Below are 21,749 nucleotides of genomic sequence, written 5' to 3'. Positions count from 1 at the left end.
GCGCGTCTGTGTTGACGATTGAGCCGAAGCGCGAGTGCTGTGAGTAGTTTTAACCTGATCCGCGATTGCCTGGATGCGCTGCTGCATCCGTCGGCGCAATATGATGCGCTGACGCGTGCGCGCCACCGTGCCTTCATGGCGCCGCGGCTGCTCGGCAGCCTGGCGGCGCTGGCTTCGTTCCCGGCCTTTCTGGCGATGCGCGGCGCGCCGACGGCGATCGAGGTCGCGGCGTTCGCCTGGCTGATCGCGCCGATCCTTTTGTCCTGGTTCCTGTCGCGCACCGGCCGCTACGAGGGCGCCCATGTGCTGTCGTCGCTGGCGCTCGCCGGTCTCGTGATGATGATCGCGGCCTCGACCGGCGGCATCGCATCGTTCGCCGCCGTTTGGCTCATCGTCATTCCGATCGAGGCGGCGCTGTCGGCGTCGCGGCGCGTGGTCGCCTTTGCGTTCGCGCTGGCGATGATCTGCGCGGCGTTGCTCAGCATGCTCGGCCATTATCATGTGCTGCCGACCGTCGATCCCGCGGTTGCATCGAACAGCACGCTGGTCGGCTTCGGCGTGGTGTCGGCGATCTTCTATGCGGCCGGACTCGCCTTCGGTGCGGAATCGCTGGCACGGACCAGCGTGGCGCTGCTCTATGTCGAGGAAGAGCGCTACCGCCTGCTCGCCCACAACATGAGCGACGTGCTGTCGCGGCACAGCCGCAACGGCGCCGTGCGCTTCATTTCGCCCGCGGCCGAAATCATGCTCGGCGTCCCGGCACCGCGGCTGTTGGGCCACGGCCTGTTCGACCGCGTTCATGTCGCCGATCGTCCGGCCTATCTCACCGCGCTGTCGGACGCCGCGCGCGGCGAGTCCCGCAGCGTCGAGTTCCGGGTGCGCCGCGACGGCGCGCGGGGCGAGGCTGCCGCCGAATTCATCTGGGCCGAGATGCGCTGCCGCGCGCTCGATCAGGCCTCGGCCGATGCGGAGGTCGTCGCCGTGATCCGCGACGTGACCGATCGCAAGGTGCAGGAGCAGGCGCTCGAACAGGCGCGCAATGCGGCCGAGCAGGCCGATGCGTCGAAGACGCGCTTCCTCGCCACCATGAGCCACGAGCTGCGCACGCCGCTGAACGCCATCATCGGCTTCTCCGAGATGATCGCGCAGGAAGACGTGCTTGGGCTCGACGCCGCGCGCCGCAAGGAATACGCCCAGCTCATCAACGACTCCGGCCAGCATCTGCTGTCGGTCGTCAACGGCATCCTCGACATGTCGAAGATGGAGTCAGGCAATTTCGAGATTTCGCCGGAGCCGTTCGCGCCCCGGCCGGCGCTGCTCAATTGCTGCAATCTGGTGGCGTTGAAGGCGCGCGAGAACGGCGTCGACCTCGTCACCCGGGTGCCCGACGACCTGCCGATCGTCAACGGCGATCCGCGCGCGTTCAAGCAGATCGTCCTCAATCTCGTCTCCAACGCCATCAAGTTCACCGAGCGCGGCGGCAAGGTGACCGTGTCGGCCGGCGTCGACGGATCGCGGCTGCTGCTGCGGGTCTCGGACACCGGTGTCGGCATCGCCGCCGACGACCTGAAGCGGATCGGCGATCCGTTCTTCCAGGCCGGCAAGACCTATCAGCGCCGCCACGAGGGCACCGGCCTTGGCCTTTCCATCGTCAAGGGGCTGGTCGGCCTGCACAACGGCGAAATGAACGTGGAGAGCAAGGTGGGCGAGGGCACCATCGTGTCGGTCGCGCTGCCGTTCGCGTTCACCCCGCCGGCTGCCGCCGAGCCGTCGAGCAATGTTTCGACCCTGAAGCCTGCGCTGCGATCTGGTCTGCAAGAACAAACCCATCAGGTGAAGAAGAGTGCCTAGACAGACTTTGGATGACGACGAAACGCCGCGCCGTCGTCGCGGTGCCAAGGCGGTGGCCATCGCCGCCGAGGAAGAGCGCGGCCTCGTCCTGCGCCTGCTGCTGCATAGTCCAAAGGACCTGATCGCTGGCGTGCTGGCGACATCTGCCATCGTTGCGATCCTGATCAACGCGCTGTTCCTGCAGGCTGGCCGTCATCCGTCGCCGATGTTCGGCGGTTCGGTGGTGACGATGCCGCCGCCGGCTCCGGTTGCCGCCGCCGCGAACCCGATGCCGCGCCCGCGTCCGGCCGAGGCGGCTGCCCGATCGGTCGAGCCCGCCGCCATCGAGCCGACCAGGTCGGTCGACGTGAAGCCGGTGGAGACCAAGCCGGCCGAGACCAGATCCGTCGAAGCCAAACCCGAACCGAAGCCGGTTGAAGCCAAGCCGGTCGATCCGATGGCCAATCTGGTGCTGAAATCGACCGCCGCGCCGCCGGCCGCGGCACCATCCCCGGCCGCCGCGCCGTCGAGCGTCATGCGTCCGCCGGCGCCGATCCCGACACAGCATCTGAGCCCGGCCGGCAAGCGCATCGCCGCGGTCCAGCGCACTCTGACCGAATATGGCTATGGCCAGCTCAAGCCGACCGGCACGATCGGCGCCGACACCCAGCACGCGATCGCGAAGTTCGAGCGTGCCCGCAAATTGCCGGTGACCGGGCAGATGTCCGATCGCCTGGTGCGCGAGCTCGGCACGATGATCGGTCATTCGATCGAGTAGCGCTCTGCGGCGAGATTGAATCCACCTCCGTGATGGCCGGGCATGTCCCGGCCATTCGCGTTTTCGCTGTGGCTTTGTTCAGGTCGTCTCGCCCAGAAGCACGTCCCTGACCTCGTCGGAGAACAGCTTCCTGCGGCCGGCAATCAGCACCCATTCCGGATCGTCACGATCCGGAATGGCGCGCGGCATGCCGTGATCGAGCAGCGCCTGCGCGCAGCCCACCCAATCGCCGCCATCGACCGGTTCGTTGCAGGACGCCCATGACAGGCCGCCGGAGGCGTTGTCGCCAAAGCCGTGCTGCTCGGTCCAGTCGGCACCGTGCTCGAGCAGGAAGCGCGTCAGCGCGGCATTGCCGCGGAACACCGCATGATTGAGCGCGGACGCATCCCAGTCGCCGCCGCGCACCGTGATCGGCCAGCCGAGCCTGACCATCAGCCGCACCGCGTCGTCGCCGCCGGCCGCGGCAAGCTCCGGCAGCAGCCGCAATTGCTGTGCTGAAAGCGTGCCCGGCAGGTCGGGCCGGCCGGCCTGGATCCGCCGCGCTTCGCTCTCGTCACCGCTCGCGCACGCCGCGACGAACCGCTCGTCGTCGGCGAGCGTCTCGTCGCCGGTCCGTTCGCGCAGCAGCTCGGCGACATCGGTCAAGCCGAATTGCAGAGCGTAGCGATAGGCGCTGAGGCCATCCGATGTCGTGACGTGCGGGTCCGCGCCGGCGTCGAGCAGTGTCGCGATGCATTTCCCGGATCGTCGCCGCCGGATCGCCCACATCAGCGGCGAGCCGCAATCCGTCAGCGGTGCGTTGCCGGCGGGTTCATTGGGATTTCCGCCATGCCGCAGCAACAATTCGAGCGCCGGCACGTTTTCGTCGTCGAGCACCTTGTACATCGCGTTGGTGCCGGCCATCCGCGCCCCATGTTCGAGCAAGATGCCCGTCGTCACGGAACCTTCGAGCGAGTGGTACAGCGATTCATTGTCGTTCGGACTGGCGCCTGCTTCGAGCAACAGTTTTGTCAGCTCGAGATCGTGATTGCGGCCGGCGGCGCCATAGAGCGCGGATAGCGGATTGCTGTCGTCAGGCGCATCGAGCGATCCGGGCGGCCAGCGGTTGCCGATATGCTGGTTGGGATCGGCGCCGGCCTGCAGCAGCAAGCGCGCGCAGCGATGCAGCCGCGCCTGAAATTCCGGAATCTGCAGCAGGCTGGAATGCGTGACTGCAACGAGTGGCGGCAGTTCCAACGGACCGCCGGGACGGTTGACCCACGCGGCATCACTGGCCGCGGTGCGCCGTATCGTTTCCTCATCGCCGATGGCGCAGGCGAGATAGGGATCGTCGGCCGCAAGACCGGGATCCTCCGCGAGCATCCGCACTGCAACGCGCGGATGGGCGCGGTCGGAGGTGCCGGCGACATCAGCGGCATAGACCAGCTGCAGCCATCGCCGCACGCGGTCTGCCTTGCTTTTGCCTGGCGGCAGTTGCGCTTCGACATAGCGGCGCAGCTCCGGCCACGAGGCGAAGCCGAGATCGCGCGCGATGCAGGACTGCGCATCGTGGAGCCGCAGATCAAGGGCGGCGATCTGTGCGTCGCTGCGCCCGGCCGCAGCCGGAAGCGCCTGCCGGAAACGCGCGTAGGCCTCCGGGGCCTGTCGCCGGTAAAGGCGAATCAGCTCCTTGGCCTGCTTCTTCAGATGTTCGAGATTCAATCGCGCGGGCGATCGGTCCATGGAAACCTCCGTGCATCAGAGGCCGATGGTCCACAAAACCGGCTGCACAAAGGCTTGGCTGGCCGCATTGTCGGTGCAAGTGGGTTCAACCCTTCCCGTGGACCCGGGCGCGGCTTGCACCGCAAATGCAAGGATATGGGCGGTGGCCTGATCGGTCAACCCGCCGCTGCGTGTCGACATCTGTGACAATTGGACGTGGCCGCGTCGCTGGCCTATAGGTCGGCGCATGCGATTGAAAACCAGCATATGGGTCGCGGCCTATCTGCGCCGCTGCCAGACCGAAGGCGTGTTCGGCGCAGTCCGCAAGAAGGGCGCGGAGGAGGCCGGCGCGGTGTTCGTGAAGGTGGCGCTGATGGACGGCAACGCGATGCTGTATGCGCCTGCGCCGCAGACCGTCTATGACGACAGCCGTCCGGCCGAGCGGCTGTTCATAGCGACCGCGCCGCAGCCGGTGTCCGAGCCGTCGGTCGATGAGCGGTTGACCAAGGAGCTCCGCTTCGATCCCGACGCCTGGATCGTCGAGACCGAGGATCGCGCCGGGCGGCACTTTCTCGATCTGGCGAAGAGCTAGGGCGCAACCTCGGCTGCTTGCGAAGCAAGCGCATTTGATGCCGCTTGCTGCATAGCCGCCGCGCAAATCCCGACATTGAACGACTTCGCGATTGGGCCAGGTCCGGACACGACCGTCGATCCCCGAGACCGCGCGGCGTGGCCAGGCGAAGCTGCGGTCGGTCGGAGTGGTGCGCCGATGCACAGCCGTTGTCGAGCATTGCGCAGTCCCGTTCGGCAGTCCGTGACCCCAGGTACGCTGCCAAGGGCCGAGCCGGTGCGCGCATCCGACGACGGCTTGCATCAATGCACTCTGGTCAACTGTCTCTCGCGCCCCGGAACATCCCATGTCCAGTCTTGACGTCCTGTTCAGATCCTACCGCCTGAACGCCCTCGACTTGCCGAACCGCGTCGTAATGGCTCCGATGACGCGGTCCAGGTCTCCGGGCGGCGTACCTACCGCCGAGGTCGCGGGCTATTATCGCCGCCGCGCGGAGAGCGGCGTCGGTCTCATCATCACGGAGGCGACAGGGGTCGGTCGCCCGGCCGCACTCAACGAGCCCGATATGCCTCGCTTCCACGGCGAGGCGGCGCTCGCCGGCTGGAAGAAAGTGGTGGACGAGGTTCACGCGGCAGGTGGGCGCATCGCGCCGCAGCTGGTTCACGTGGGGCATAAGCTCTCGAGCGCAGCACCGGACTGGACACCGCCGGCGCCCTATGAAAGTCCCTCGGGACTTTCAGTGATAGGCGAGCGCGTCAATCAGCCGATGAGCGAGGCCGACGTGGCCGACATCATCGACGCGTTCGCGAAGGCAGCGATGGATGCCGAGCGGCTCGGCTTCGACGGCATAGAGCTGATGGGGGCTCACGGCTATCTCATCAATCAGTTCTTCTACGACCATCTCAACTTGCGCGACGACGAATACGGTGGCTCGACGCTCGTCGAGCGTTCTCGCTTCGTGGTCGAGATCCTGAACGCAATCCGGTCGGTGGTGACCTCGGGCTTCCCGGTGATTCTCCGCCTTTCACAATGGAAGCCGAAGGACTTCAGTGCACGGCTGGCCGCGACGCCGAAGGCGCTGGAACAATGGCTTTCCGTCCTTGTCGACGCTGGAGCGGATGCCTTCCACCTTTCGCAGCCAAAGTTCTGGCAGCCCGCTTTCCCTGAGATCGATCGGGAGCTGAACCTTGCCGGCTGGGCGAAGAAGCTCACGGGGGTCACCGCGATAACCGTTGGCGCTGTCGGCCTGTCTGGCGACGTCTATGCATCCTTGGCGGGCGAGAGCGCCCAATCCACGCCGCTGGATGGACTGCTCAGCCGGCTGGAACGCGACGAGTTCGACCTGGTCGCGGTCGGACGCGCGTTGCTGCAGGATGCCGCCTGGCTTGAGAAGGTACGGCAAGGTCGCGAGATCGCCGAGTTCACGCCGGCCGCGTTCGCCACCCTGAGTTAATCGGCGGGCGGTTGGCAGGGCGCCACCGAGTCCACGCATGGCCCGAACAAAGCTAAGACGCGATGGTCGCGCCTTAGCTTCCGGACTTCTGGTTGCGAATGGCGGGCGCGCTACCGGGCTGCACAGTGGAGCGCGTCTGCGTCGACGTCGCGCGGACGCGGTGGCGCTCATCATCATAGAGCGACGAGCGATACTTGTTGCGGGCGACTGCCATGGTCGAACCGCGCCACGCCGCCAGCATCACCAGCGCCGATCGTTCGCTGAGGCGATCGTAGAGCCGCGACAGCCGGTAGACATAATTGACCGACGAGCCGGCTTCCGGATTGAGGAACATCAGGATGCGCTGGAACGCGGCACTCGACACGTCGAGTGCCCGCATCGCGCAGGCGAGCGGCTCGCCGCCGGAATCGTTGACGACGTCGGCTGCGATCCGCGACGGCAAGATCAGCGCCTCGCCGAGCTCGCGCGTGAAGTTGTCGACGTCCTCGGCATACGCCGCCATCTCCAGGATATGGATCGCGCGGGCGGCGCGGGCGGCCGGAATCCGCGCCGCGGCCTTCAGCGGCGTCTCCTGCAGATTGTGCAGGATCTGCGCGCGCTCCTTGGCGCTGGCGGCAAAGAACATGTCGGAGAGTTCGGCGGCATCGTTCGGCCGCATCGCCAGGCTCGCGGCCATCCGCAGCTCGGCTTCGGTCGGGATCTTGGCCGGCGGCGCGGACGCGGCGGGCGCAGCAACGGGCGCGGCCGCCGGCATCGGCTGGTCGGGGCCTGTGCGGTGCAGCCCGAGCTTGTCCATGATCCGCCCCGGGGTTGCCGGATAGATCGCAAGCCGCGCACTGACCGCGGCGCGGGTCGCATCGTCGACCTCGTCGATCAGGCGCGACGTCAGCTCGACGAACTGGCGCTCTTCGTCGGCGGAATGCGCGCTCGCCTGTACATAGAGGTCGGTCAGGACGCGCAGCAGCGTCGGGCGGATGTCGACACCCTCGCGGCGGGAGAGCGTCATCAGCCCATCGAAACCAGGAAATAACGGAGCTGCGCTCATCTCGGGCGTACGCGACTTGCCAATAAGACTCAGGTCGAAAACCTTGTGGCAGCGAGCCTACGCAGGCTGTTTTAAGAGGCAGTTAAGGAAAACAAGCCGTGAAGGCCAACGCTCGAATTTGCGCGTGTCCATTAAGGCACAGCGCCATATCCGTAACCGTCCGTATCGGCGGCTTAAGATGTCGTTAACCATGCGCGTTCTTAACTCGGCAGGCGCGGGGCAAATCATGTCCGTGCGGGGCCAGAGAGAACGGAACATGGGCACCATCGTTGAGTTTCCGGCGGATGCGGCTGCACGGCGGCCGAGCACGGTCGGTGCTGCCGGCGAAGGCATGGGGACCGTGCTGATCCTTCCCGTCGTCCGGATCGAACGGACGACAGAGGAGACCGGCGGTGGTCGTGGACCGGAGCAGGGCACTGCGCAGGGCCGCCGTCGCCGACGCCGCTCCTGATCGCGGACATCGTGCAATGCCGGAGCCTGTGCAGCGGACCGTCGCCCGGCGGTCACTCCCGGCGCTGATCCTGCTGCTGGCAGGCGCAGCGCTCGCGGGCTGTAGCGGCGGCGATTTCGGCCGTACCCGCGCCGATTTCCGCAACGACGACATGCATCGCTGGATGGGTGCCGAGGCAACCGGCAGCGTCGGCAAGAACGCCTCGCAATTCCAGCTCACCGAGCACGAACGTCAACTGCGTGATCTCGGCTATCAGTTCATCGAGCCGCCGCTGTCGCGTCCGGCGTGGAAGAGCGTGTTCGGCGACTACCAGCCGCTGCCCGCGCCGTGGCGGCAGAAGGTGGTGTTCGACCGCACAGCCTATGGCCGCAATCTGATCGACGAGCCGCACCGCTCGTTCGCCTCGCGCTATTCGCTGCTGATCGACGAGGTGCGCGACGACATCACCCGGTTCGAGCCGTTCTTCGCCACCGCGATCCAGGTGATCGAGCTCGACCGCAAGCGCAACGCCAGCCTGCACATGATCGCCGACGTCTCGCCGAAGGAGCGGGCCGACGCGGTGGCGCGGATGGAGGAGAACTCACTGATCGTGCAATGGGTGCAGCAGGCCCTGGAGCGGCGGATCGCGTCCTATCGCTGGGCGCTGGAGCGGCTGGTGATTCAGGCCCCCGACGGCATGGCCGCCGACGCCGAACGCCAGATCAACGAACTCGCCCGGCTCACCGCCAATGCGCCGTTCATTGCCGCGCCGGTTACGGGCCAGGCCGTGGTGTCGAAGGGCTAGGCCCGCTTCGTCTTCCTCGTTGTTGCCTTAGCGCGGCGGCTGCTCTGCTGCCGCGGCAGGCTCGCAATCAACGCCTTCAGGGCGTCGGAGGGCGGGTGAGCCGAAGGGTAGGCGAGGCCAACCTGGCGCGTCACGTCGACATCGATCGCACGCATCGCGACATCGGGATTGCCGCGCGCCACGCCTTCGGGGACGATCGCAACTCCGACGCCGGCCGCGACCAGCGCCATCGCCCACTCCTCGGATTCTGCGATCGCCACCGGCTTGCGCGGCGGTGAGGTGCGCTTGAAGAACTCCTGCTGTTCGCAATGGCAGCGATCGATCATCGGAACGCCGGCGAAGTCGGTGGTCCGCAGCGTCTCCTTCAGCGTGAGGGGATGCGACGGCGGCAGTGCCGCGACGTAGCGTTCGCTCCACAGCGGAATGAAGTGCTCGCCGGCACCGATCATGCTCTTGGCAACGATCCGCGCGTCGGCCTTCTCGTTGCCGCCGACCAGCCGAAGCGCGAGATCGGCATTGCCGGTCAGCGGCTTCAGCAGCGCGATGGTCCGCGCCTGATCCAGCGTCCGCAACAGGCCGAGCGTCAGCGCCTGCCTGGTCGCCGGCTTGCGAAACAGGTTTCGCGCCGCATCCGCCTCGTCGATGATCCTGCGGGCGATGCCGTGAAACTGCGCTGCGGATTGCGTCGGCGCCATGCCCTTCTTGTGCCGGATGAACAGCGTGGTGCCGAGCTCGGCCTCGAGATTGGTGATCGCCGCCGAGATCGACGGCTGCGAGATGAAGCAGCGCTTCGCCGCGGCGGTCAAATTGCCCTCGCGGTAGACCGCGGCGAAGTAGCGGAGTTCGCGGATATCCATAGGCATATCCTATCGTATCGATAGAGAGACAATATTTTACCTATGAATCGACGAGTGGCAAGCCTGCGCCTGGTACAGCGGAGGACTTGTCATGCGCATTCATCATCTCAACACCGGCACCATGTGCCCGATCGGCAAGCGGCTCGTGAACGGCAGCGGCAGCATCTTCCAGCGGGCGCGGATGGTCTGTCACTGCCTGCTGGTCGAGAGCAATGACGGCCTCGTGCTGGTCGACACCGGGATCGGGCTCGACGACATCGGCGACCCGCCGCGGCTCGGGCGCAAATGGGTGCGGCAGACGACGCCGCGGCTCGATCCCGCCGAGACGGCGGTCCGGCAGGTGAAAGCGCTCGGCTTTTCAGTTGACGATGTACGTCATGTGCTGCTGACGCATCTCGATCGCGATCATGCCGGTGGCGTGCCGGACTTTCCGAAGGCCAAGGTGCATGTCCATCGCAACGAGTACGATATGGCGGTGACGCATCAGGTCGCGCCGCCGGTGGGGCGCTACATCACGGCGCAGTGGCAGCACGGGCCGGACTGGGCGTTCTATGGCACTGATGGCGAGGACTGGTTCGGCTTCAAGGGCGTGCGCGCGCTCGGCGACCGCGAGCCGGATATTCTGATGATCCCGCTGCCGGGGCATACACTGGGCCATTGCGGGATCGCGGTGCGCGACAAGGACAAATGGCTGCTGCACGCCGGCGACGCCTATTTCCACCACGCGCAGATCGATGCGAGACCGCGGATCCCGCTGGTGCTCGGCCTGTTCCAGCGCCGGGCCGACATGGATCGCGCGAGGCGCATCCAGAACCAGGAACGGCTGCGGCAATTGAAGGCGGCGCATGGCGACAGCGTCACCATCGTCAACAGCCACGATCCCGTCGATTACGAGACCTGTCGTTGCGGCCGGCACGTGCTCGCCGCGAGCTGGAGCTAGCGCTTGCGTGCCGCAGGCGGTGGGGCGGGCACGGGGAGCGGCGGCGGGGCTTCCTGCTTGGCCGCGACCGGCTCGGCCTGCACCTTGCAGGAGGAGGCCGCGAGCGAGGCCTGCGCCTGCGGCATCAGGCCGGGCTCCGGCGCCAGCGCCTTGAGCAGGATCAGGCCGGTCGAGGTCGGCGAGTCGATGATCAGCCGGTCGGCGGCGGTGACTTCCTCGTCCTCGGGCAGCTCGTTGTGCTGCGCTTCCGTCATCAGGTCGAGCTCGATCACCTTCTTGCCGGCGGAGCGGTCGTTGATCGCGTAATAGGCGACCTCGTTGCGGGTGTAGAACGACACCGACGTATAGGCCTGGCTGACCGGCACGGTGAGCTTGAGCGGCCCGGTGGAGAGATCGTAGCGGCAGATCGCCACCGCGAAGGCCGGATCCATCAGCGGCATCGGCGAGTGCGTCGGGTCGGCAAGCGGCAGCTGCGTCACCTCGTTGAGCTTGGTCATCGGGGTCAGCCGCGAATAGGCGTCCTGCGAGGCGATGCGCGGCAGCGCCAGCACGCTGACGAGATGCACCACGCCGCCGAGCAGCACGCCTGCGAGAATGGTGAACAGCACGCGGATCATGGGCAGCCCGTCGTTGCGATCGAGGGCATCGGCGCGTCGCGCTGGGTGCGGGTCGCGACCCCGACCGGCGTGTCGTAGAGCCGCAGCATCAGCGCGTAGCGCTCGATGCCGCCGGTCGGCAGCCAGTTGCCGGCGCGCGAGCGCGAGGCGATGTGGATCTCGAACGTGCCGTCGGAGGCGCGCATGATCTCCTGGCTGGTGAAGCCGTAGCGCTGCAGCGAATTGGCGACGAGGTGACCCTTGCGGTCGAACAGCGTCAGCGTCCAGAACCGCGCCGCCGGCGTCACGCCCGAGACCACGATGTCGCAGCGGCCGTCGAGCGGCTTGTTCTTGTCGTCTGATGTCGCCGAGAACGCGATGCCGTCGCCGGTGCCGATCGGCAGTTCGCCGCTGCGCGCGATGGTGGCGCGCGAATAGGGGTCGACGTCGGAGGTGCCGTTCTTCGGCCGCGCCGTCCAGGCGCCGATCTTCAACGTGCCGAGATCGGTGCCGCGGGTTGCCGTCGCATATGTCAGGCCGAGGCCAACAGCCGTGGCGATCACGAGAGCCAGCAGGGTGGTGAGGAGGAGGCGCACGTCAGTTCTTGCGTGGCACTGTAGGCGTCGCGCCGTCCGGCCCGGCCGCGGCAACGTAGTTTTCGGGGAACGCCAGCGCGCTCGAGGACTCCGTCTTGCCGGTCTTCGAGGGCTCGTTCAGCGTGGTCTTGCCGGCGGTCTTGGCCGCGTCGTCGAGCAGCTTCTCGACCCGCACTAGGATGTCAGCGCCGCGCTTGGTCAGAACCGGCGGCGGACCGGGCTTGGTCTCCAGCACGCGCGGTGCGGCGCTCGCCTGGGCATTGGCCTGCGCAGGCTGCGGCGGCAGCTTCTGGCCCATGCCGACGCCGACGAGTTCCTTCACTTCGACGCCCTGATGCGCGGCGACCATGATGTCGTGCCAGGTCTGCGCCGGCAGCGAGCCGCCGGTCATGCGGTTGGTCGGCGAATAGTCGTCATTGCCGTACCAGACCGCGCAGGTGAAGTTGCCGGTGTAGCCGACGAACCAGGCGTCACGATAGGCATTGGTGGTGCCGGTCTTGCCCGCGGTCGGAATGCCGTCGAGCGCGGCGCGGCGCGCGGTGCCTTCGCTGACCACGTGGCTCATCATGCCCGCCATGTCGGCGGCGATGTTCGGCGGTATAGCCTGCCGTGGCTTCGGACCGTCGCGGTCCCAGCGCCAGACCAGATCGCCGGCGCCGGTGCGCACCTCGAGCACCGAATGCGGCGTCACCGCCTTGCCGCGGTTCGGGAAAGTCGCATACGCCACCGCGTGCTCGATCACCGTGACCTCGTCGGAGCCGATCGGCAGCGACGGCGTGTCGGGCAGCGGCGCCTTGAGGCCGAAGCGGCGTGCGACCTCGACGATCTTGGCGCGGCCGGCCTTCGGGCCTTCCTTGCCGCCGAGCATGATCGAGAGCTTGACCGGCACCACGTTGATCGAGCGGGTGATCGCCTGCGTCAGCGTGACCTGACCCGAATAGGAATGGCCATAGTTCTGCGGGCACCAATTGCCGATGCAGACCGGGCCGTCGACGATCTTCGAGTTCGGCGTGAAGCCGTTCAGCAGCGCCGTCGTGTAGACATAGGGCTTGAACGACGAGCCGGGCTGCCGATAGGCGTCGGTGGCGCGGTTGAACTGGCTCGCACCGTAGTCGCGGCCGCCGACCATGGCGCGGATGCCGCCGTCGAGATCGGACACCACGGTCGCAGCCTGCGTCGCGTGATAGTCGCGCCCGAACTGGCGGAGCTGGTTCTCGATGGCTTCCTCGGCCGCCTTCTGCACGTTCATGTCGATCGCGGTGCGGACCACGAAGACGCGCTCGGTGTAGGATTTCGGGAAGGTGTCGACCAGCTTGCGCATCTCGTCGAAGGCGTAGTCGAGATAGTAGTTCGGCGAATTCTCGTCGCGCCGGTCGACCGCGACCGCCGGATTGCGGCGGGCGCCGAACACCTGGCCCTCGGTCATGAAGCCGGCATCGACGAGGTTGTCGAGCACGACGTTGGCGCGGGCTCGCGCCGCCGGCAGGTTGATGTGCGGAGCATATTTGGTCGGCGCCTTGAACAGGCCGGCGAGCATCGCGGCTTCCGCGAGGTTCACGTCGCGCACCGATTTGTTGAAGTAGAAATGCGCCGCGCCGTCGACGCCGAAGGTGCCGCCGCCCATATAGGCGCGGTCGAGATAGAGCTTCAGGATCTCGTTCTTGGTGAGCCGCGTCTCCAGCCAGATCGCAAGGAAGGCTTCCTTCACCTTGCGCTCGATGGTGCGCTCGTTGTTCAGGAACAGGTTCTTGGCGAGCTGCTGGGTGATCGACGAACCGCCCTGGCGGACGCCGCCGGCCTGCGCGTTGGTGACCAGCGCGCGCGCGAGGCCCGGCACGTCGATGCCGAAATGGTCGTAGAAGCGGCGGTCCTCGGTCGCGAGCGTCGCCTTGATCAGATTGTCCGGAAAGTCTTCCAGCGGGATCGAGTCATTATGCTTGATGCCGCGGCTGCCGATCGGATTGCCGTAGCGGTCGAGGAACGTCACCGCGAGATCGGATTTCTTCAGCCAGTCCTCGTCGGCGGTCTCGCGGAAGGCGGGGATCGCGAGCGTCAGCATCAGGATCATGCCGCCGAGCCCAAGGGTCGCGGCTTCCGACAGCGGCTCGATGAACACCCAGCGCTTCCAGCGGCCGACATAGAAGCGGTCCATGAAGGTGGAATAGCGCTCGTAGAGCTCGCGCAGGCCCTTGCCCGACGAGAACAGCGTCGAGTCGATACGCGCATCGAGGTCCAGGAAGAAATTCCGGACCTTCTGTTTCCAATGCGACGGCATGATCTGAAAGGACCGGACCCTTGATCAGTTCGACAGCGCTGCTTGTGCCCAAAACGGGGACCGGGCAGCGTCTTGCTTCGATGTTGCGGCAATCCCAAGGCGCTTTTGCGTCGTTGGGGACTCGTTCCTCGTTCTATCCGAGCGGCTGCGATAAACCAATGGCGCTGCTCGTGAATTTAATGAAAGCCCTAACGCTGCCCACCGGCTTTTTCGACCCCGCAATATCACCCCCTTGCGGAGGGAGCGCCGGCGCCCCAAGAAGAGCGGCACCGCCATTGCAGGGATATGATGACCGCACCGCCCAAGCGCCCGTCGGACCAGGAGGGATTCTTCTGGAAAACCAAGACGTTGGAAGAGATGTCCAACGCCGAATGGGAAAGCCTGTGTGACGGCTGCGCACGCTGCTGCCTGGAGAAGCTCGAGGACGAGGACACCGGCCAGATCTATTTCACCCATATCTCCTGCAAGCTGCTCGATTCCGGCCTGTGCACCTGCAAGGACTATGCGAACCGCTCCGACCAGGTCCCGGATTGCGTCCGCCTGACGCCGGACAACGTCCGGACCCTGAACTGGCTGCCGCCGAGCTGCGGCTACCGGCTCGTGGCCGAAGGGCGGGATCTCTACTGGTGGCATCCGCTGATCTCCGGCGATCCCAACACGGTTCATGAAGCCGGCGTCTCGGTGCGCGGGCGGGTCGAGGGCACCGAGCTCGACGTCAACGACGCCGATCTCGAGGATCACATTGTGCGCTGGCCGGGTCTGCTGCCGAAACGGGCGCAATTGAAGAAGCGGCCCAAGGTCTCCAAAACATAACGTCGACGTCGCGCGTGCCGGCGCTTCTCCGATCACGTCATCGCGAGAACTCTGCTGCGGGATGCACCCATGCGCTGGGGTGGCTGCCTCAGCAACGAATTGCTGCATAAATTGGAAGGCAGAGAATGATTCCATCGCGGGACGCGCCCGCGCAGCAGCATTACGCCCCAAATGAACAAGTATGAACGGCAGAGCCGTGTTCCTGCCGAGCAATCCACATTGCCTGACGACATTGCCGAAGAGCTGTCTCACCTCCCGAGCGAGGTGATCGAACTCAGCGACGCGCCGCCGCTGGCGCCGCCGGCACCGCTCAATCCGGATGAAGTCCGCACCATCGTCATCAGCCTGATGCTGACGATGTTCCTGGCTGCGCTCGACCAGACCATCGTCGCGACCGCGCTGCCGACGATCGGACGCCAGTTTCACGACGTCACCAACCTGTCCTGGGTGATCACGGCCTATCTGCTGGCCTCTACTGCGGTGGCGCCGGTATTCGGCACGCTGAGCGACATCTATGGCCGCCGCGTCATGATCATCACCTCGCTCAGCTTGTTCGTGGTCGGCTCGGTGCTGTGCGCGATCGCGCCCAGCATGACGATGCTGATCATCGCCCGCGGCCTGCAGGGGCTCGGCGGCGGCGGCATCATGCCCGTGGTCCAGACCGTGATCTCCGACGTGGTGACCCCGCGCGAGCGCGGCCGCTACCAGGCCTACTTCTCCAGCGTCTGGATGGCCGGCGGCATTCTCGGCCCGGTGGTCGGCGGCGTGTTCGCCGAACATCTGCACTGGTCGATGATCTTTTGGATCAATTTGCCGCTCGCAGCCGCGGCGCTGGCGCTGCTGTTGCCGAAGATGGCCAAGATCCCGGTGTTCCACCGCAAGCGCAAGGTCGATTGGCTCGGCGGCGTCTTGCTGATGGCCTCGGCCGTCGTGCTGATGCTGGTGCTGACCTGGGGCGGCACCAAGCTTTCCTGGCTGTCGCCGACCATCACGGCGATGATCGGCGCCTCGATTGCGCTCGCCGGCGCCTTCGTCTGGCATGCGCGCCGCGCCGACGAGCCGTTCCTGCCGCTGTCGCTGCTCGGCGGCTCGGTGGTGCCGTTCGCAATGGGCGCGGGCGGCTGCGCGCTCGGCGCTATGGTCGGGCTCACCGTGCACCTGCCGCTGTATTACGAGGTGGTCTATCACCTCACCGCCAGCGAGGCCGGCCTTGCGCTGATCCCGCTTGCGGCGATCTCGACCTTCGGTGCGGCGATCGCCGGCCGGACCATGGCGAAGGCCAGGCACTACAAGCGCGTCGCGATCGTCGGCACCTCGGTGGCTGCGATCTGTGCCGTCGGCATGGCCGTGACGACGCTGCCGCTGTGGGGTCTGCTGACGCTCATGAGCGTGTTCGCGCTCGGGCTCGGCACCACCTTCCCGATCAGCGTGGTGTCGCTGCAGAATGCGGTGGCGCGCCCGCAGGTCGGCACCGTCACCGGCGCGATGAACTTCTTCCGCGCGATGATGGCGTCCTTCACGGTCGCCGCCTTCACCACCATTCTGCTGATGACGCTCGGGACCGACATCTCGCTCGCCGGCGAGCATCATGCCGCGACGGCAGGCTCCGTCAGCGCGATCCCGATGGCCGACATGATCACGGCGTTCCGCTACGTGTTCGGCGCCGCCGCCGTGCTGTTGACCACCGCCTCGATCTGCATGATCACGATGGAAGAACGCCCGCTCGCCGGCCCCGCGTCGCGGCCGCCGGCGGAAATGGCGGAGTAGGGCGGCCCCGGCGTCGTCCTGGCGAAAGCCAGGACCCATAACCACCGTATCCAGTGATAAACGGGATCGTGGCCCCAGCATCGCGCAACAATAGAGATTTGGGGTAATGGGTCCTGGCCTTCGCCAGGACGACGGCGAGGATAACGACCCACCGTCATTGCAGACTTCATCTCCGTGTCATCGCCCGGTCCATCTGCGCAATTGCGCACAGGCCGGGCGATGACAGTTGAGGATGGGATACACCTCGCATTCTCGCGACATGATCTGCCCGGGCCTTGCTCGTTACGTCACCGCCCAACTCAGTGGCACGCGCGCGTGAGCGGCACCGCCATCTCTCGTCATTCCGGGGCTCGCGCAGCGAGAGCCCGGAATCCATTTCGCCGCTTGTTTTGTGGGTTCGATGGATTCCGGGCTCAGCCCTTCGGGCTGCCCCGGAATGACGAACTCAGAGAATTGCGCCCCACGCTTTTATTCCCGCGCTGCCTCATCTTTGTTCAGCCGCAAAGCAAGGACCCACTACTTTAGTCGCCGTCCGTGCATGGCGATCTGCGCGCAGTTTCACTTGCTGCGCATTTTGTCGCAGCTATAGTCCGGCCCCAAGAGCTCGAAGCAGCCGAACAAACACAAAAGAGGAGAGAAACAGGGTGACAAGAACATCGCGACTGCCATTTCATGCGATGCAGCAATTCGCCGGAGCAGCCGCTTTGGGCCTTGTGGCGCTCGCGCCCGGTGGAGCGCTGGCGGCTGACACCCTCAAGATCGGCGTGATCGCCGAGGCGCAGGCGATTGCCGGCGCGTCGATCCCGCAGGCCGCGCAACTGGCCGCCGACGAGATCAACGCCAAGGGCGGCATCGACGGCCGCAAGATCGAAATCGTCAGTTACGACAATCACTCATCCTCGGCGGATTCGGTGCGCGCGTTCCAGCGCGCGGTCAACGAAGACAAGGTCAACGTCGTCATCTCGAGCTACATCAGCGAAGTCGTGCTGGCGCTCGAGCCCTGGGCCTCGCGCCTGAAGACGCCCTTCGTGACGCCCGGTGCGGCCTCCAACGAGATCAGCAAGAGCGTCCACGCCGATTACGAGAAGAACAAGTACACCTTCCACGGCTACCTGACCTCGGCGGCGCTGGCGCTGTCGGTCTGCGACGCCGCCAAGGAGCTGCTGGTCGATCAGAAGCACATGAAGACCGCGGTCATCATGAGCGAGGACGCAGCCTGGACCAAGCCGCTCGACGTCGGCTACGAGGAATGCCTGCCCAAAATCGGGCTCAAGGTCGTCGACCATATCCGCTTCTCGCCCGACACAACCGACTTCACGCCGATCTTCAACAAGGTCGAGGCCGCCAAGCCCGACGTGATCATCACCGGCATCTCCCATGTCGGCGTGCAGCCGACGGTGCAGTGGAAGAACCAGCAGGTGCCGATCCCGATGTTCGGCATTTCCTCGCAGGCGACCAACGAGACCTTCGGCAAGGACACCAACGATGCGGCGGAAGGCGTGCTGTATCAGGGCGTGTCGGGGCCGAACGTCGCGGTGACGCCGAAGTCGGTGCCGTTCGCGGAGGACTTCAAGAAGCGCTACGGCAATTACCCGTCCTATGCCGGCTACACCGCCTATGACGAGGTCTACTACATCGCCGATGCGGTGAAGCGCGCCGGCTCGGTCGAGGCCGACAAGATGGTCGATGCGCTGGAGAAGACCGATTGGGAAGGCACCATCGGACGGGTCCAGTTCTACGGCAAGGACGATCCGTTCACCCATTCGATCAAGTACGGCAAGGGCCTGATCACCGGACTGATGCTGCAGTGGCAGGGCGGCAAGCAGGTCGCGGTCTGGCCGAAGGAGGTCGCCAAGAGTGACCTCAGGTTCCCGAGCTTCATCAAGCTCACCACCAACTGACCGATGATCATGCTCCCGGGCCGGTCCCGGGAGCATCCGTATTCAGTTCCGCATCCTCCACAACAGGCAGCCTCGCTGCCGCGGCCGATTTGAGATGCTTGCCTTACAAATCCTGATCGATGGCTTCGCCATCAGTGCGCTTTATGCGCTCGGCGCCACTGGCTTCACCTTGATCTTCGGTGTCTCCGGCGTTCTCAACCTCTCCCACGGTGCCATCATGGTGGCCGCAGCGGTCGCCGCCTGGGCTGCGGCCAGCGTGCTCCACCTGGACATCTACTCCGGCGCGCTGTTCGGTGTCGGCGTGGCGCTGATCATGGCGTTCGCGACCTATTTCGCGGTCGTGAAGCCGATCCAGAACTCGCGGCGGATCCCCAACGAGGAGAAGGAAATTTTCGTCCTCACCGGCACCCTGCTGTGGGGCATCATGATCCAGGAACTGATCGCCTATTTCTTCACCAACAACGCCAAGACGGTGCTGCCGATCGTCGAGGGCGTCGTCGACATCTTCGGCAACCGCACCCCGCGCAACAACATCTTCACCGCGCTGGTGTGCTGCCTCGTGATCGGCCTGCTGTGGCTCCTGGTGAACCGCACCAGGACCGGCAAGGCAGTGCTGGCGGCCTCGATGAACCCGCGCGGCGTCACTTTGCTCGGGCTCGAACTCACCCAGATCTACATCGTGGTCTGGGGCATCTACGGCATCCTCGCCGGCATCGCCGGCGTGCTGCTCGGCATGTTCCTCGGCGTCAGCTCCTACAGCGTCGGACCGCTGACCGCGAGCGCGTTCTCGATCGTGGTGCTAGGCGGCCTCGGCAGCGTCTCGGGCTCGCTGATCGCGGCCTTCGTCGTCGGCTATCTCGAGACCATCACGGCCTACATGATCTCGCCGGCCTACCGCACCATCCCGGCGCTGCTGCTGCTGGTGTTCGTGATGTATATCCGGCCCCAGGGCCTCTTGGGGAGGCGCTGAGATGGCCAACTTCTTCACCTCACGGCTGTTCTTCATTTCGCTGGTCTGCGTCGTGGTTGCCGCGACGCTGCCGCTCTACGTCTCCGGCTACATCCTCGGCCTGCTCACCGTTGCGTTCTATTTCGGCGTGTTCGCAATGGCCTGGGATCTGCTGTTCGGCTTCGCCGGGGAGGTCAATTTCGGGCCGACCTTCCTGATCGGCACCGGCGCCTACACGGCGGGCATCCTCAACAACCAGTTCGGCTGGTCGGTTTATGTCTGCATCCTGCTCGGCGCGCTGGCCTCGGTGGTCGCGGGCTTCGTGCTGGCGCTGCCGGCGCTGCGGGTGAGGGGACCGTATTTCGGCCTCACCACGCTGGTCGCCGTGCTGATGCTGCAGAATTTCGTCGTGGTGTTCGCCGACCTCACCGGTGGCGAGATCGGGCTCACCATTCCCGACGTCATCACCATCAATGCCGGCGCCAATTACTGGATCGCGCTCGGCTTCATGACCATCAGCGCGGCCATCCTGTATGGGTTGTCGCAATCGCCGGTCGGCCTCGTGCTGCAGGCGAGCGGGCAGGACCCGGTGCAGGCCGGCGCGCTCGGCTTCAACATCGTCAAGCACAAGCTCGCGGCGTTCATCGTCAGCGCGTTCTTCTCGGGATTGTCGGGGGCGCTCCTGGTGTTCTACTTCGGCACCGCCTCGGTCGGCACCGTGGTCGACGTCGCGGTCGGCGTCAACGTGATCGTCTCCGCCGTGCTGGGCGGCCGCCGCACGGTGCTCGGCGCTGCATTAGGTGCGATCTTCCTGATCGTGGCCGGCGAATTCCTGCGCCCGACCGGCGAGCTTGCCACCTTCATCGTCTCGGCGGTGGCGCTGCTCGTCGTGCTGTTCTTCCCTGGCGGTTTCCTCGGAGCGGCCCTGTCACGCGAGGCGCGCTCTTAAATGGATCAGACTGTGACCACTGCAACGCTCACCGTCCGTGGACTGACCAAGAGATTCGGCGGCTTGACCGCGGTGAAGAATCTGTCGTTCGACCTGCATCCCGGCGAGATCCTCGGCCTGATCGGGCCGAACGGCTCGGGCAAGTCGACCGCGATGAAAAGCGTGATGGGCATCGAGCGCCCGACCGCGGGCGAAGTGCTGTTCGAGGGTGAGAATGTCGCCGGCCTGCCGGCGCACAAGATCGCCCGCAAGGGTTTTGGCATGGTGTTCCAGCACTCGCGGCCGCTGAACCGGCAGACCGTGCTGGAGAACATCATGGTCGCGCTGCTGCCCGACAGCCTGTTCATGCTGTTCCCCGACAAGGCGCTGACCGAGCGCGCCAAGTGGATCGCCGAGCGCGTCGGCCTCGGGGCGGTGATGGACCGCCGCCCGCCGACGCTGCCGTTCGCCGATCTGCGCCGGCTGGAGCTTGCCAAGGCCATCGCGCGTGATCCGAAGGTGGTGCTGGTCGACGAGCCCTTCGCCGGCCTCACCAGCGCCGAGGTCGGCACGTTCTCCGCATTGATCCGCAGCTTCCGCGACGAGGGCCGCGCGGTGATGCTGGTCGACCACAACGTCAAGAGCGTCGCCGCGCTGGTCGACCGTGTGCTCGCGATGTATCTCGGCGAGGAGATCACGACCGGCCGCGCCGAGGACGTGATGAAGAACGAGACCGTGCGGCGGGTCTATCTCGGCGGCGCGATCGAGACCCATGCACGGCCCGAGACCTCGTTCAAGGACAAGGTGCCGCTGCTGCAGGTCGAGAATGTCAGCGTGCATTACGGCAAGGCGCAGGCGCTGGAGAACGTCTCGATCCACGTCCATGAGGGCGAGTTCGTCTCCGTCGTCGGCCTCAACGGCGCCGGCAAGACCACGCTGTTCAACACCATCTCGGGCTTCCTGCCCTATAGCGGCGAGATCCTGCGCGGCGGCGAGAAGCTGCGCGGCACCGGACCTGCGAAGATCGCCCGCTCCGGCCTCGTGCAATGCCCGGAATCGCGCGAATTGTTCGGCGAGATGACGGTGCGGGAAAATCTCGATCTCGGCGGCCAGCATCTCGATGACGCGGCGCGGGCCAAGCAACTGGCCTGGCTGTTCGAGCTGTTCCCGATCCTGAAGGAGCGGCAGGGCCAGATGGCGCAGACGCTGTCCGGCGGCGAGCAGCAGATGCTGGCGATCGGCCGCGCGCTGATGATGCAGCCGCAGATCCTGATCCTGGACGAGCCGACGCTGGGCCTGGCGCCGGTCATCCTCGAACTGCTGTCGAAGGCGCTGGAGAAGCTGCGCCAGACCACCAAGATCACGGTGCTGCTCGGCGAGCAGAACGTGACGTTTGCGCTTCCGCATGCCGACCGCGTCTATGTGCTGGAACACGCGCGGATCGTCTGGGAGGGCGATCCGGGCCGCTTCGCCGCGGAGGCCGGCAAGGACTTTCTCTGACGTTCGAAATTCCA

The 21,749-nt window shown here is 66.0% G+C and carries 19 protein-coding genes; 13 read left to right on the top strand and 6 right to left on the bottom strand.

Features of this window, described 5'->3' with window-relative positions; translation table 11 throughout:
- Positions 1 to 39: 39 nt before the first annotated feature.
- Complete coding sequence (locus tag BRSPCE3_RS04485) at positions 40 to 1,851, top strand: ATP-binding protein (protein ID WP_244064471.1); 1,812 nt, start codon at positions 40 to 42, stop codon at positions 1,849 to 1,851.
- Positions 1,844 to 2,608, top strand: a complete 765-nt coding sequence (locus BRSPCE3_RS04480) for a peptidoglycan-binding domain-containing protein (RefSeq protein ID WP_244064470.1) — start codon at positions 1,844 to 1,846, stop codon at positions 2,606 to 2,608. Before BRSPCE3_RS04485 ends, BRSPCE3_RS04480 begins: the two co-directional genes overlap by 8 nt.
- Positions 2,609 to 2,686: 78 nt before the next feature.
- Here BRSPCE3_RS04480 and BRSPCE3_RS04475 read toward each other — a convergent pair whose 3' ends face one another.
- Positions 2,687 to 4,330, bottom strand: a complete 1,644-nt coding sequence (locus BRSPCE3_RS04475) for an ankyrin repeat domain-containing protein (protein ID WP_244064469.1) — start codon at positions 4,328 to 4,330, stop codon at positions 2,687 to 2,689.
- Positions 4,331 to 4,556: 226 nt separating this feature from the next.
- Between BRSPCE3_RS04475 and BRSPCE3_RS04470 the strand changes: the two genes are divergently transcribed.
- Positions 4,557 to 4,901, top strand: coding sequence for a DUF1491 family protein (locus BRSPCE3_RS04470; RefSeq protein ID WP_244064468.1), 345 nt, complete (start codon positions 4,557 to 4,559; stop codon positions 4,899 to 4,901).
- Positions 4,902 to 5,226: 325 nt separating this feature from the next.
- The gene (locus BRSPCE3_RS04465; protein ID WP_244064467.1) at positions 5,227 to 6,333 is read left to right on the top strand and encodes an NADH:flavin oxidoreductase; all 1,107 of its coding nucleotides are present in this window, start codon (positions 5,227 to 5,229) and stop codon (positions 6,331 to 6,333) included.
- Positions 6,334 to 6,406: 73 nt separating this feature from the next.
- On the opposite strand, the gene BRSPCE3_RS04460 is transcribed toward BRSPCE3_RS04465, so the two are convergent.
- Positions 6,407 to 7,339: a DUF2336 domain-containing protein gene (locus tag BRSPCE3_RS04460; RefSeq protein WP_244064466.1), complete on the bottom strand. Its 933-nt coding sequence runs from the start codon at positions 7,337 to 7,339 to the stop codon at positions 6,407 to 6,409.
- Between the two features lie 295 nt (positions 7,340 to 7,634).
- On the opposite strand from BRSPCE3_RS04460, the gene BRSPCE3_RS04455 reads away from it, so the two are divergent.
- Together BRSPCE3_RS04455 and BRSPCE3_RS04450 are read left to right on the top strand one after the other, a co-directional pair.
- Positions 7,635 to 7,829: a hypothetical protein gene (locus tag BRSPCE3_RS04455; RefSeq protein WP_050403343.1), complete on the top strand. Its 195-nt coding sequence runs from the start codon at positions 7,635 to 7,637 to the stop codon at positions 7,827 to 7,829.
- 16 nt (positions 7,830 to 7,845) lie between these two features.
- Positions 7,846 to 8,613 carry a hypothetical protein gene (locus tag BRSPCE3_RS04450; protein ID WP_244064465.1) on the top strand — a complete coding sequence of 256 codons (768 nt, stop codon included), beginning with the start codon at positions 7,846 to 7,848 and terminating at the stop codon, positions 8,611 to 8,613.
- Here the strand turns inward: BRSPCE3_RS04450 and BRSPCE3_RS04445 are convergent.
- On the bottom strand, positions 8,610 to 9,470 hold the full coding sequence (locus BRSPCE3_RS04445; protein ID WP_244064464.1) for a LysR family transcriptional regulator: 861 nt from the start codon (positions 9,468 to 9,470) through the stop codon (positions 8,610 to 8,612). The genes BRSPCE3_RS04450 and BRSPCE3_RS04445 overlap by 4 nt on opposite strands.
- A gap of 91 nt (positions 9,471 to 9,561) precedes the next feature.
- On the opposite strand from BRSPCE3_RS04445, the gene BRSPCE3_RS04440 reads away from it, so the two are divergent.
- Complete coding sequence (locus BRSPCE3_RS04440; RefSeq protein ID WP_244064463.1) at positions 9,562 to 10,410, top strand: MBL fold metallo-hydrolase; 849 nt, start codon at positions 9,562 to 9,564, stop codon at positions 10,408 to 10,410.
- Here BRSPCE3_RS04440 and BRSPCE3_RS04435 read toward each other — a convergent pair.
- The 3 genes from BRSPCE3_RS04435 to BRSPCE3_RS04425 are packed head-to-tail and all read right to left on the bottom strand — an operon-like array spanning position 10,407 to position 13,877.
- Complete coding sequence (locus tag BRSPCE3_RS04435; protein WP_244064462.1) at positions 10,407 to 11,027, bottom strand: DUF1254 domain-containing protein; 621 nt, start codon at positions 11,025 to 11,027, stop codon at positions 10,407 to 10,409. The genes BRSPCE3_RS04440 and BRSPCE3_RS04435 overlap by 4 nt on opposite strands.
- Positions 11,024 to 11,602, bottom strand: a complete 579-nt coding sequence (locus BRSPCE3_RS04430) for a DUF1214 domain-containing protein (protein ID WP_029082050.1) — start codon at positions 11,600 to 11,602, stop codon at positions 11,024 to 11,026. Before BRSPCE3_RS04430 ends, BRSPCE3_RS04435 begins: the two co-directional genes overlap by 4 nt.
- 1 nt (position 11,603) lies before the next feature.
- Complete coding sequence (locus BRSPCE3_RS04425) at positions 11,604 to 13,877, bottom strand: transglycosylase domain-containing protein (RefSeq protein WP_244064461.1); 2,274 nt, start codon at positions 13,875 to 13,877, stop codon at positions 11,604 to 11,606.
- A 288-nt stretch (positions 13,878 to 14,165) separates the two neighbouring features.
- On the opposite strand from BRSPCE3_RS04425, the gene BRSPCE3_RS04420 reads away from it, so the two are divergent.
- The 6 genes from BRSPCE3_RS04420 to BRSPCE3_RS04395 all read left to right on the top strand — a co-directional run bounded on the left by BRSPCE3_RS04420 (position 14,166) and on the right by BRSPCE3_RS04395 (position 21,735).
- Positions 14,166 to 14,690, top strand: a complete 525-nt coding sequence (locus BRSPCE3_RS04420) for a YcgN family cysteine cluster protein (protein ID WP_244064460.1) — start codon at positions 14,166 to 14,168, stop codon at positions 14,688 to 14,690.
- A gap of 171 nt (positions 14,691 to 14,861) precedes the next feature.
- Entirely contained in the window at positions 14,862 to 16,457 is a 1,596-nt protein-coding gene (locus BRSPCE3_RS04415) for an MDR family MFS transporter (protein WP_244064459.1), read from the top strand.
- Between the two features lie 677 nt (positions 16,458 to 17,134).
- Complete coding sequence (locus tag BRSPCE3_RS04410) at positions 17,135 to 18,358, top strand: ABC transporter substrate-binding protein (protein WP_244064955.1); 1,224 nt, start codon at positions 17,135 to 17,137, stop codon at positions 18,356 to 18,358.
- A 94-nt stretch (positions 18,359 to 18,452) separates the two neighbouring features.
- Complete coding sequence (locus BRSPCE3_RS04405) at positions 18,453 to 19,328, top strand: branched-chain amino acid ABC transporter permease (protein WP_092125194.1); 876 nt, start codon at positions 18,453 to 18,455, stop codon at positions 19,326 to 19,328.
- A 1-nt stretch (position 19,329) separates the two neighbouring features.
- Positions 19,330 to 20,256 carry a branched-chain amino acid ABC transporter permease gene (locus tag BRSPCE3_RS04400; protein ID WP_050424319.1) on the top strand — a complete coding sequence of 309 codons (927 nt, stop codon included), beginning with the start codon at positions 19,330 to 19,332 and terminating at the stop codon, positions 20,254 to 20,256.
- Positions 20,257 to 21,735: an ATP-binding cassette domain-containing protein gene (locus BRSPCE3_RS04395; protein ID WP_244064458.1), complete on the top strand. Its 1,479-nt coding sequence runs from the start codon at positions 20,257 to 20,259 to the stop codon at positions 21,733 to 21,735.
- Positions 21,736 to 21,749 lie beyond the last annotated feature (14 nt).

The organism is Bradyrhizobium sp. Ce-3 (assembly GCF_022835695.1).
Taxonomy (GTDB): Bacteria; Pseudomonadota; Alphaproteobacteria; order Rhizobiales; family Xanthobacteraceae; genus Bradyrhizobium.
Note: the sequence above shows the minus strand (reverse complement) of the source record. Positions and strands in the feature narration are given on the sequence as shown.